At 28.5% G+C, this 11,796-nt stretch carries 11 protein-coding genes and 1 pseudogene; 1 reads left to right on the top strand and 11 read right to left on the bottom strand.

The features are described 5' to 3' along the window. Window positions 1-174: 174 nt before the first annotated feature. The 7 genes from cysK to OM90_RS10280 form a co-directional block, all read right to left on the bottom strand. Window positions 175-1,098: a cysteine synthase A gene (gene cysK, locus OM90_RS10250; RefSeq protein ID WP_058486796.1), complete on the bottom strand. Its 924-nt coding sequence runs from the start codon at window positions 1,096-1,098 to the stop codon at window positions 175-177. 188 nt (window positions 1,099-1,286) lie between these two features. Further along, the gene (locus OM90_RS10255) at window positions 1,287-1,670 is read right to left on the bottom strand and encodes a CoA-binding protein (RefSeq protein WP_058486797.1); all 384 of its coding nucleotides are present in this window, start codon (window positions 1,668-1,670) and stop codon (window positions 1,287-1,289) included. 7 nt (window positions 1,671-1,677) lie between these two features. After that, the gene (locus OM90_RS10260; protein WP_058486798.1) at window positions 1,678-2,340 is read right to left on the bottom strand and encodes a YigZ family protein; all 663 of its coding nucleotides are present in this window, start codon (window positions 2,338-2,340) and stop codon (window positions 1,678-1,680) included. Between the two features lie 100 nt (window positions 2,341-2,440). Further along, window positions 2,441-2,755, bottom strand: a complete 315-nt coding sequence (locus tag OM90_RS10265) for a DUF6514 family protein (protein WP_058486799.1) — start codon at window positions 2,753-2,755, stop codon at window positions 2,441-2,443. A 228-nt stretch (window positions 2,756-2,983) separates the two neighbouring features. Next, complete coding sequence (gene hflX / locus OM90_RS10270; protein WP_058486800.1) at window positions 2,984-4,246, bottom strand: GTPase HflX; 1,263 nt, start codon at window positions 4,244-4,246, stop codon at window positions 2,984-2,986. A gap of 46 nt (window positions 4,247-4,292) precedes the next feature. After that, on the bottom strand, window positions 4,293-6,410 hold the full coding sequence (locus OM90_RS10275; protein WP_084758032.1) for a glutamine synthetase III family protein: 2,118 nt from the start codon (window positions 6,408-6,410) through the stop codon (window positions 4,293-4,295). Between the two features lie 202 nt (window positions 6,411-6,612). Next, window positions 6,613-6,942, bottom strand: coding sequence for an SHOCT-like domain-containing protein (locus OM90_RS10280; RefSeq protein WP_058486801.1), 330 nt, complete (start codon window positions 6,940-6,942; stop codon window positions 6,613-6,615). Window positions 6,943-7,264: 322 nt separating this feature from the next. Between OM90_RS10280 and OM90_RS10285 the strand changes: the two genes are divergently transcribed. Next, the gene (locus OM90_RS10285) at window positions 7,265-7,465 is read left to right on the top strand and encodes a Spo0E family sporulation regulatory protein-aspartic acid phosphatase (RefSeq protein WP_058486802.1); all 201 of its coding nucleotides are present in this window, start codon (window positions 7,265-7,267) and stop codon (window positions 7,463-7,465) included. 34 nt (window positions 7,466-7,499) lie between these two features. On the opposite strand, the pseudogene OM90_RS10290 reads toward OM90_RS10285, so the two are convergent. From OM90_RS10290 to OM90_RS10305, 4 genes and pseudogenes are all read right to left on the bottom strand, one after another. After that, window positions 7,500-7,757: pseudogene (locus OM90_RS10290) on the bottom strand (polysaccharide deacetylase family protein); the annotation flags it as partial. Window positions 7,758-7,773: 16 nt separating this feature from the next. Continuing rightward, on the bottom strand, window positions 7,774-9,708 hold the full coding sequence (locus OM90_RS10295; protein WP_058486803.1) for an alginate lyase family protein: 1,935 nt from the start codon (window positions 9,706-9,708) through the stop codon (window positions 7,774-7,776). Window positions 9,709-9,753: 45 nt separating this feature from the next. After that, complete coding sequence (locus OM90_RS10300; protein WP_058486804.1) at window positions 9,754-10,650, bottom strand: carbohydrate ABC transporter permease; 897 nt, start codon at window positions 10,648-10,650, stop codon at window positions 9,754-9,756. After that, a complete protein-coding gene (locus OM90_RS10305) occupies window positions 10,644-11,618 on the bottom strand; it encodes an ABC transporter permease (protein WP_202813797.1) in 975 nt (324 codons plus the stop codon). The genes OM90_RS10300 and OM90_RS10305 overlap by 7 nt, the downstream gene beginning before the upstream one ends. Between the last annotated feature and the right edge of the window lie 178 nt (window positions 11,619-11,796).

An 11,796-nucleotide genomic window follows, 5' to 3' on the forward strand; every position in this document is an offset into this window, starting at 1 on the left:
AAGATTATCAAGTAGCAACTACTATAATAATATTTTTAGTTATTTAATCACTTAAAAAAATATATATTTATTCTCTTAAAGCATTTATCATACGATTTTACAATCTAATAATATATTTTAAAAAACCCAGTAGTTCTTATTTTTATAAGTTCTACTGGGTTTTTTTCTATTCTTTTATTCTTCATTAAATAATGCTGTGCTTAGGTATCTTTCTCCATAACTTGGAGAGATAGCTAAAACTTTTTTCCCTTTTCCTAATCTTTTTGCTACTTTAAGAGCTGCTGCTACGGCTGCTCCAGAGGAAATTCCAACTAAAATTCCTTCTTCTTTTGCCATTTTTCTAGCTGTTTCCATAGCTTCATTATCTGTGATTTTTTCTATGGAATCGTATATCTGAGTATTTAAAACTTCTGGAACAAATCCTGCTCCTATTCCTTGTATTCCATGTGGACCTTTTTTTTCTCCTGAAAGCACAGGGGATGTAGCTGGTTCTACTGCTACAATTTCTATATTAGGAATAGCTTCTTTTAAAACCTCTCCACAACCTGTAATAGTTCCACCAGTTCCTACTCCTGCTACAAAAGCGTCTAGGTCTGTTCCCATAGCTTCTAAGATTTCTTTCCCTGTAGTTTGTCTATGGATTTCTGGGTTAGCTGGATTTTCAAATTGTTGTGGTAAGAAATATCCTTCTTTTTCTACTAGTTCCTTAGCTTTATTTATAGCTCCTGTCATCCCTTCTGTCCCTGGCGTTAAAATAAGCTCTGCTCCAAAAGCTTTTAAAAGCTTTCTTCTTTCTATACTCATAGTATCAGGCATGGTAAGTATTACACGATATCCTTTAGCTGCACCTATCATAGCTAGTCCTATCCCTGTATTTCCACTAGTTGGCTCTATTATGGTATCTCCTGGTTTTATTTTCCCTGCTTTTTCAGCAGCCTCTATCATATTTAAAGCGATTCTATCTTTTACGCTACTTCCTGGATTATACCATTCTAATTTTACATAAACTTCTGCACTATTTTCTTCCACTAGTTTATTTAGCTTAACTATAGGAGTATTCCCTATTAAATCTGTAATTGAATTATAAACTTTGTTCATAATTTGCCTCCTCCTTATTAATCCATTAATTCCTATCGGTTTTCATGACTTTATTTTACTATAAATTTTCTTCTATTGTCAACTACTAGTATGATTTTCTAAACAATATTTTTTATATAATATTAGGAGCGAACAATATAGTTTGTTCCCTCCTAATATTTATTTATACATATTTTACTTCAAATGATTTATATCATTGTTCTAAGTGCAACTAATACACATGCTTCTACTGCATTTATTCCTTTTTCTTTAGCTAAATTAAGAAGATCTTCACTTACAGTCCCTGGTTGAAGCCATATATTTTTTATTCCTAACTTAGCACATTCTTCTACTACTCCTATACCTATTTTAGGATTAACTACAAAATCCACTACTTCTGGTTTTTCTGGTAAGTCACTTAGGGATTTATAAACTTTATCTCCATCTATCTCTTCATATTTAGGACTAATGGGATAAACTTTATATCCCGCTTCTTTTAATTCTTTATATATTTTATATCCATATTTTTCTTTATCTATTGTAGCTCCTACTACTGCCCATACCTTTTTTTTCATTAATTCCTTTGGTGTCATATTAATCCTACTTATTTATTTCTTCAATGCTTAATTTATCTTCTAACCATGTTCCATATATATATTTTATTTGCTTTATTTCTACTTGTGCACTGCTAATTTCTGTGACTTTTTTTATAAAAGAATCTTCATATCCATCTTCAACTAATACTATAAATGTAATTTTATCAGTATACAAAGTATCTTGTATAACATGTCCCATTTGTAAAATCTCATATTGTATTTTCCCAAGTTTTGAGTAATCAGTAATTACATGATATACTCTATAAAGTATTTTTTCTATTATTTTAGCTTTTAATACTCCTTCCTTAGCACATCTTCCATAAGCCCTAACAAGTCCTCCTGTACCAAGTAGGGTTCCTCCAAAATATCTTGTTACTACTATAGCTGTATTTTTTATATCTTCTCCTTTTAAAACATCTAAAACAGGAAGCCCTGCTGTTCCACTTGGCTCTCCATCATCACTGAATCTTTGTATTTGATTTCTTTCTCCTACTTGATAGGCAAAAACATTATGAGTGGCATCCCAGTATTTCTTTTTTATTTCTTCTATAAAAGCTTGAGCTTCTTTTTCATCTTTTACTGGTTTTACAGTAGCTATAAATCTTGATTTTTTTTCTATAATTTCTGCTTGAGCTAAATTTAATACAGTTTTAAATCGTTTTAGCATATCTTTTCCCCTCAATATAACTCTTTTTATATAATTATTATAGCATATTATTACAAGTTAAAAACTCTAAAATTTTTATATAATAAAAACACCTTGCCCATTATGCACAAGGTGTTTCATCCATTAAATCATCTATGACATAAGACATTGTAACTGGAGTAACAGAATTAGCAATTAATTTATTAATAATTTGTTTTGCTTTTTCTTTTTCATATGTAATATAATCTATGTAATCAGTTTCTGTATAAACTATTTGCCCTAAATGATCACATTTTTTTACTATTTCTATCCCATAACTCTTTTTGGTGTTACTTAATTCTTTACCTTCTCTCTCTAAAAGAAAATATTCTAATTGTATAAACCTCCCATCAGATGTGCTACAATTTCTTATACCTTCTAAAAATTTCGTAATCATTTTAAAACCCCCTGTAAATTCTTTTGTATGACTTTATATACTCTTACAGGGTTATTATAAATAATATAGAATAGAAAAACTAGTGTAATTTTTCGCAATATTCAATCATATTTAATGGTATTCGACAATATTTAAAATAATATTGTATATTTACCGTCGAATAATATTAAATGTTTTTATTATTTGCGATAATTTTTTTAATATTTTAATATTTATAATCAATATTAATTATTCTACTATATATTTTTTCATTTTATTATATATATTTTTATTTATATAAGCTTCTATATAAATTCCTTCTGTTCTATATTCTTCTACTATTTTTTCTCCTTGTCCTTTTATAAGATTTATAATTCCCATATCCGAATAAGGGACTAGAATTTTTATCTCTTTTCTACTTTCTTTTAAGATATTTTCTATTTCTAATAGTACTTTATCTAATCCTTCTTTTGTTTTTGCAGAAATTTTTATAGTTTTTTGGGCTCTTTCATCTCTTAGAAGAATATTATTTACTTCTTTATCTATTTTATTGTATATAGTTATGATAGGTTTTCCTAAAGAATTTAAACTTTCTAATGTTTCATAAACCACTTTCATATGAGTTTCTATACTACTAGAAGTTGCATCTACTACGTGAAGTAATATATCTGCATATCGTGTTTCTTCCAAAGTTGATTTAAAGGCTTTTATTAAATGATGGGGAAGCTTTCTTATAAATCCTACAGTATCTGTAATTAATACTTCTGAACCTCCAGGAAGAGTTAAACTTCTTGTAGTGGTATCTAATGTAGCAAATAATTTATCTTCTGCTAATACATTTGCTTCTGAAAGACTATTTAATAAAGTAGATTTTCCTGCATTAGTATAACCTACGATAGCAATTAAAGGTGTCCCCACTTTTTTTCTTCTTGCCCTAATAAGTTCTCTATGGGTTTCTATTTCTTTTAATTCGTCTTTTAACTGTCCTATCCTATTTCTTATATGTCTTCTATCAGTTTCTAATTTTTTCTCTCCAGGACCTCTTGTCCCTATTCCTCCTCCTAATCTGGATAAAGATTCTCCTATTCCCGTTAATCTAGATAATCTATATCTAAGTTGTGCTAGTTCTACTTGTATTTTCCCTTCTTTTGATTTTGCCCTATTAGCAAAAATATCTAATATAACCATGGTTCTATCCATTATTTTGCATCCAATTATTTTTTCTAAATTTCTCATTTGTGCTGGTGAAAGCTCGTCATCACATATAATGCCTGTTGCTTTTAATTCTTCTACTCTATTTTTAACTTCTTCTATTTTCCCTTTGCCTATATAAGTAGCAGGATGTATATTCCCTCTGTTTTGAATTATCTTATCTAAGGTAATAGCTCCTGCTGTAGAAGCTAATTCTTCCAATTCATCAATGCTTTCTTTTACATTTTCTTCTCCCGTATCTACTCCTATTAAGATTACTTTTTCTATTTGTTCTTCATTGTTAAATAATTTGTCTTTCAAATAAGATTCCCCTTTATATTTTTTTAAAACTAATGGTAACAATCATCTATATTCTAAAAAGTAATTCACTATAAGTAGGCATAGGCCATATTTTTTCATCTACTAAAGTTTCTAAATAATCTCCTACTTTTCTTAATTGTTCCATGCTTTTACATACAACTTCATAATGATATTTTGCCTTTTTATAGGAATCTTCTTCTATTTCTTTTGCTTTTTCTAATGCTTCTTCTAAAATCTTAAGTTTTTCCTTAAACTCTGCCATAGCATCTGTTATTTCTTTTAATAATTCCTCTTGAGTACTTGTATTAAAATCTCCTACATTAGAAATAGCTGAAATAGATTGAGCTATTTGAGTAGAGTATTTTATCAATGCAGGAATAATTTGTCTTTTTGATATGTGAATCATAGTCTTAGCTTCTATTTTAACTGTATTAATATAATCTTCTAATAATATTTCATATCTTGAATAAAGTTCTGTTTTAGAGAATACTTTATGCTTTTCGAATAAATTAATTGCTTTTTCACTAATAAGTGCTGGTATAGCTTCAACTGTTGATTTTATATTAGGCAGTCCTCTTTTTTTAGCTTCTTCTACCCATTCTTTAGAGTATCCATTACCATTAAAAATTATTCTTTTATGTTGTTTTATTATTCTTCTTAAAATATTTATAACTGCTTTATTAAAATCTTCTGCTTTTTCTAATTCATCTGCTATCTCACATAATACATCTGCCACTATAGTATTAATTACAACATTAGGACCTGAAATGGAAGCAGAAGAAGGAACCATCCTGAATTCAAATTTATTTCCTGTAAATGCAAACGGAGAAGTTCTGTTACGATCTGTTGTATCTTTTCTCATTTGTGGTAAAGTAGAGACTCCCACTTCTAAAAATTCTCTTTTTTTAGCACTTATATTTTGTCCTTTTTCTATTTGTTCTAGGATTTCTGTCAATTCTTCTCCTAAAAATATGGAAATAATAGCTGGTGGCGCTTCATTAGCTCCTAATCTATGGTCATTTCCTGCATTAGCTGCAGAAAGTCTAAGTAAATCAGCATGTAAATCCACAGCTCTGATAATAGCTGTTAAAAATATAAGAAACTGCATGTTTTCATGATGAGTTTTCCCTGGTTTTAAAAGATTATGCCCATCATCTGTAGCTATTGACCAATTATTATGTTTTCCAGAACCATTTACTCCAGCAAAGGGCTTTTCATGTAAAAGGCAAGCAAAACCATGGCGATCTGCAACTTTTTTTAATGTATCCATAATAAGTTGATTATGATCTGTTGCTACGTTAGTTGTATCAAAAATTGGAGCTATTTCATATTGTGCTGGGGCTACTTCATTATGTTTAGTTTTAGCAGGTACTCCTAATTTCCATAATTCTAGATCTAACTCTTGCATAAACGCAGCTATTCTCTCTTTTATACTTCCATAATAGTGATCTTCTTTTTCTTGACCCTTTGGTGCCATAGCTCCAAATAAGGTTCTTCCTGTAAAAATTAAATCAGTTCTTTTTTGATATAATTTTTTATCTACTAGAAAATATTCTTGTTCCGCTCCTACTGTAGTTATTACTTTTTTTGCTGTATTATTTCCAAATAGTCTTAAAATCCTAAGAGCCTGTTTTGATATGGCTTCCATAGACCTAAGAAGGGGAGTTTTTTTATCTAGAGCCTCTCCTGTATAAGAACAAAAGGCTGTTGGAATATATAATGTCATTCCATTAGCATCTTCTTTTAGAAATGCCGGGGAAGTACAATCCCATGCTGTATATCCCCTTGCTTCAAAGGTCGCTCTAAGTCCTCCTGATGGAAATGATGATGCATCGGATTCTCCTTTTATTAATTCTTTCCCTGAAAATTCCATTATAACTCTTCCATCTGAAGTAGGTGAAATAAATGAGTCATGTTTTTCTGCTGTCATTCCTGTCATAGGTTGAAACCAATGGGTATAATGAGTAGCTCCTTTTTCAATAGCCCAATCTTTCATAGCATTAGCAACCACTTCTGCTATTTTTATATCTAAACTAGCACCTTCATCTATAGTTTTCTTTAAAGCCTTATAAGTCTCTTTAGGAAGTCTTTCTCTCATTGTAGCATCATTAAAAACATTACAGCCAAATATTTCTGGTAATTTATTTTGTTCTTTATTACTCACTTTACTTCCCCCTATTGTGTTAATAATATTCTAATAAAAGGCGTTCCCAAATCTCTATTGAGAACGCCAAAATTTCAAAAATTCATAAAATAAATAGTATTTTATATACTATTTTAATATAATATGTGAGTATATTATCATACTAAAAATAGTTGTGCAAGAGAAATTTTTTAAAAAAAGAAAGAAACGGTTTTGACCGTTTCTAATTTTCTTTATCTTCTTTTGAATCTTCATTTTGCTCTTTAAAAACTTTTCCTATTTCTTCAACAGTATTAACAGTATTTTGAACCATAATCTGAGTCATTTTTCTTAACTTTGGTTCTAAGTCTTTTATAGTGCTGCCCATCTTTTTTGCAAAATCCTTTGCCCATTTTTCCATATCTTGTATGAAGTCTTCTGATTTTGTGTAATTTTCATATTGCTCATTTTTTTCTTCGGAAGTATTAGTAGCTTTTAGCATTTCTATTGCCTGTTCTGGAGTAATTTTCCCTTCATCCACCATTTTTAATATCATTTTACGTTCTTCACTCATAATAATCCTCCTTTTTATTATATACTATCCTTTTTTATAAATTATTATTTCTTTATAATATACGCAATTTTTTTTAATTTGTTTAGAAAAATATATGTTTTTATTTTTATCTAAGTCATTTATATTTTTTGAAGCATACACTAAAATATATAATGTAAATTTTATAAGTAAAGGAATATTTTTGTATTTGATTAAATTTTATTTTTATGTTATTATGTTTTTACATAATATTACTTTAATAGATATTTTACTCATTTAAGTAAAATTTATAGATTATCCTCTGTATAAGAGAAAGTATAGGTTAGAAAAGGGGGTATTTATGATGAAACAAAAAAATTGTACTAGAGAAGAAATAGAGCTCTTAAAAACTGCTTTAGATACTTTACTTGAGCAGAAAAATTACAATTTTCTAGATCCCCTTGTTCAACAACTAAGTAGAAAATTAGATGACTTAATTTATAAAATTACCCAACAGCAAATTGATAATTTTAAGAAAATAAAAAAGAAAAAAGACTGTAAATAGTTACATACTACTTATAGTCTTTTTTCTTTTTTATTTAATTGTTTTCAATAGGTTTTTGTCTTCCTTCATGGTCAATATAATAATTATCTTTTATAATAAGTTCTGATATTGGTACTATTTCATAACCCTGTTGTTTTAATCCTGTTATAATTGTATCTAAAGCATCTTTAGTATATTTTGCATTATTATGAAATAATATTATTGAACCATTCCCTAAATGTTTATGATTTAGAACTTGTTTAATAAGTGGGTCTACTCCATATTCTTTCCAATCTAACGAATCATGTATCCACATTAAAGTAAAACCATTACATAATGTTTTTTATTTTTTCTTTATCTATTTTACATATCCCCTTTTCTCCTATTTCTATTGTATATCTAACATTATTATATTCTACAATATGCTTATTACTAGTAACTTCATATTTTGGTATTTCCTTTACTTTTCCTTTAATAGGGAATAATAAAGTATTAAATATCATCTTACCTATACCCTTTTGCTTAATACTTAATTCTGGTGCAGGTTCCATTTGATCATAATAAGGACAATGCCAACCTCTAAAAGGTTCTTCACTTCCTTTATAAACATTAATTATAATCGTTTTATCACTAATTGTCTTAAGAACTAAATTAGCATCATCAAATTGGGTAATATATACTCCATCTCTTTCTAATAAATCTCCTTCTCTATAATGAAATATAACTTCCGCCTCATGTTCTTTAATAGTATTAACAATATCTCTAACAATATAAAACATTGGTTTTATAAATATTACTTGTCTTGTATGGGTAATATCATCTAATTTATATCCAGCTGTTGCTTCTTCACCTGTTTTATGACTTGGTGAAGTCATCTTAATTCCATAACCTGCATTAAATATTCCTTCTGCAAAATCATAATCTTCTTCAATAACCATATATCCTTCTGCATCTCCAGGTAATTGAGGATAACCATCTACAATTAATGAATTATATGCAGCAGTGGTTTTAAAATATTTTGCTTTATCTAACCATTCTACATCTGGACTAGTTGTATAACGCCATCTACCACAATTAACTAAAATATTTCTACCATAGGCTGAAAGCTCAATGTTTAATTGATCTTCATTCATATGGTTATCTCCCCATCTTCCCATATCAAAAAACAAATAATTTGCCTTTGTAGTCCAGTCACTTCTCATAATACCTATTCTTGAATCCTTGAAGAAATAAGATGTATATTCTGGCTTTTCTCCTTCTTTTCCTTCAGTTAATCTATATTTAATTTCTTCTAATTTAAAAAGATTATAAATTCTTTCTAATTGTTTCTTTCTATTTGTTTTGCTACTTGAATCATTAGTAACTGGAATAGAATAGTCTGGTTTTTCTTGATATAATTCAGCATAAGAGGCATTAATTAATCTTTCGGTATATATATTAGGAAATATATGTTCAAGAGCATTTTTCTTTGCTACTTCATAAAATGCAAAAAAACTTCTCATAGCAACCCAGTGATAACCACCTGACATCTCATTTGTATAATAATCTTTATTAAATAGTTTATCCCACATATTCATTAAAAAATCTACTGCATATTGACGCCAAGTATCTGCTTCTTTAAATTCACTGTAAAATATAGATGTTATCCCTAATGATGCAACTTCTCCTACTGCATGATTTCCAGTTTTCCAATGGTATTTTCTAATAAATTTTGCATGTTCATAAGTAGATAATAATATTTTTGCAAAAGCTTCTGCTGTCATTGATTTTGAATTAATTATTTTCCCTAAAGCTTCAGGCCATGTTTCTCCCATTCTAGCTGCTGCTTCAAAAGGCCTCCAAGTTGATTTTTTATATTCAAGATATGGTTTGTCTGTTGGGTCATATACAGGAACATTTTCAATATAATCAAGCATTTGGTCAATAATTTCTTTTGCAAATCTTTCATCAGATGTTCTTATATATTCATTGGCCATAACAACAAAATGACCATGTCTTACTAAACCACCATTCCATTCTAAATCTCCAGTAGGTGTAGCATACCAATTTAATTTATCTTTCATATTTACAGTATATCCTGCTAAATCAAATTCTCTATTTAAAAATTTATTTGCTTTTTCTGAAGTGTCTTCAGGTATAATTGGTCCTATTTCATCTTGATGATATCCTCTAGTTCTGTAAGGGAGAACTTTCCTATAATGATTTAATAAATCCTCCAAACTTTTAAATTTTACACTAAGTATCTCATTGATTTTCTCTAACATAGTTTTTGCCCCCTCCTAATAGCTAACATATATTAATGATATAAATTACCCTTTAATTGAACCAACAAGCATACCTTTTGTAAAGTATTTTTGTATAAAAGGATAAACTAATAATATTGGAACAGTAACAATTACTACTGTAGCCATTTGAACTGAAACAGCTGGTGGTGGTGTGGCAACTACATTATCTTCCATTATTTCACTTTGCATTGCTGTTGCTAATATCTGTCTTAATATTACTTGAACAGGCCATTTAGTATTATCATTTACATAAATTAATGCAGAAAACCATTCATTCCAATGAGTTACCGCATGAAATAACCCTATAGTTGCTAATACTGGTTTTGATAGGGGTAATACAATTTTAAAGAAAACAACTGCCTCATTAGCTCCATCTATTTTGGCCGATTCTTCTAGCCCTTCTGGAATTTGTGCAAAAAAGTTCCTCATAATTAATATGTTCCAAGCTGACATTAATGTTGGGAATATATAAACCCAGATAGAATTCATCAAATGCAGTGATCTTACTAATAAAAATGTTGGAATTAAACCTCCTTGAAACCACATAGTAAAAGCAATCATAATAGTTAAAGCATTTCTTAATGGGTATTTCTTTTTTGATATAACATAAGCAAACATAGCCTCTACAATTAAACTCAAAGCTGTTCCAACAATAGTTCTAAATAAAGTTATAGCATATCCATTATATATTAATGAACCTTTTCCTAAAATATATTTATATGCAGATAAATCAATTTTTTTAGGAAAGATTGCAAATGGTCTAAGAGCTCTCTCTACATCAGACATAATCGATCTTCCAAATACATATAAAATAGGATAAATTGTTATAATACATATTAATAAGATAAAAAAAGTATTTATAATATCAAAAATTTCTATTTTTTTTCTTTTTTTATTTTTAACTGTAATATTTTTTACCATATTCCTTCCTCCCCTAGTAGTTTAACTATTTTATTACTAATCACAACAAGTATCAAAGAAACAACTGATTTAAATAATCCAACCGCTGTTGTAAAAGAAAAATCTGCTTGTAGTATCCCTCTTCTATAAATATATGTTTCAAATACATCTGAAACTTCATACACTACTGGGGAATACATATTAAATATTTGTTCAAAATTTTCATTTATAATTTTCCCTACTCTCAAAATAAACATAATAGTTATTACAAATTTAATTGACGGTAAAGTAACATAACGTATTTTTTGAAACCTTGTAGCACCTTCAATTGTTGCTACTTCATATTGTTCTTGCGGTATTCCAGTAATAGCTGCTAAATATATAATGGTCCCCCACCCCAAATCTTTCCATATAGAAGATACTACAAGTACTGATCTAAAATAACTTTTATCTCCAAGAAAATTAATTGGTTTAACTCCTAAAGCATTAAATAATGGAACTAATGGTCCAGATGAAGGAGATAATAACATTATAGCCAATCCTGATACTATAACCCATGATAAAAAATGTGGCATATAGGATATGGTCTGAGCTATTTTTTTAAAACGTCTATTTCTAACTTCATTAAGCATTAATGCAAATATAATAGGTGCAGGAAATCCCCAGATTAATCTATATGTACTTATAAGTAAAGTATTTCTTAATAATTTCCAAAAAGATGGACTAGTAAATAAATTTTTAAAATGTTCTAATCCAACCCATGGTGCATCAATAATACCTTGTATACCTCCAAGACCTGAATAATCTTTAAAAGCAATAACAAGACCAAGAATGGGAACATAATGAAATAATATAAAATATATAATCCCTGGTATTGCTAAAATATGGAAAAATTTATATTTTATTATTATTTTCATTATATTGCTTAGTTTCATTTTTATTTTTTTGCTTATACAATATTTATTTTTTCTTTGTTCTACTAATTGCAATCCATTTCCCCCCTAAGAAACTAAGTAGTTATTAGGTAGCTACCTAATAACTACTTAGTTTGTATTTAGTTATTAATTCTTTGATTATATAATGGCGTAGCATATTTTATAAATTCATCAGCATATAATTCTCTATAATGTTCTATCATGTTATCCCATTCTTCTTCTATAGAAATTT

It is taken from the genome of Defluviitalea phaphyphila (assembly GCF_001466305.1).
Taxonomy (GTDB): Bacteria; Bacillota; Clostridia; order Lachnospirales; family Defluviitaleaceae; genus Defluviitalea_A; species Defluviitalea_A phaphyphila.

What these genes read in the sequence shown, in the direction of transcription:
- cysK (WP_058486796.1), bottom strand. Translation starts at nt 1,098, where the DNA reads ATGAACAAAGTTTATAATTCAATTACAGATTTAATAGGGAATACTCCT.
- OM90_RS10255 (WP_058486797.1), bottom strand. Translation starts at nt 1,670, where the DNA reads ATGACACCAAAGGAATTAATGAAAAAAAAGGTATGGGCAGTAGTAGGA.
- OM90_RS10260 (WP_058486798.1), bottom strand. Translation starts at nt 2,340, where the DNA reads ATGCTAAAACGATTTAAAACTGTATTAAATTTAGCTCAAGCAGAAATT.
- OM90_RS10265 (WP_058486799.1), bottom strand. Translation starts at nt 2,755, where the DNA reads ATGATTACGAAATTTTTAGAAGGTATAAGAAATTGTAGCACATCTGAT.
- OM90_RS10280 (WP_058486801.1), bottom strand. Translation starts at nt 6,942, where the DNA reads ATGAGTGAAGAACGTAAAATGATATTAAAAATGGTGGATGAAGGGAAA.
- OM90_RS10285 (WP_058486802.1), top strand. Translation starts at nt 7,265, where the DNA reads ATGAAACAAAAAAATTGTACTAGAGAAGAAATAGAGCTCTTAAAAACT.
- OM90_RS10295 (WP_058486803.1), bottom strand. Translation starts at nt 9,708, where the DNA reads ATGTTAGAGAAAATCAATGAGATACTTAGTGTAAAATTTAAAAGTTTG.
- OM90_RS10300 (WP_058486804.1), bottom strand. Translation starts at nt 10,650, where the DNA reads ATGGTAAAAAATATTACAGTTAAAAATAAAAAAAGAAAAAAAATAGAA.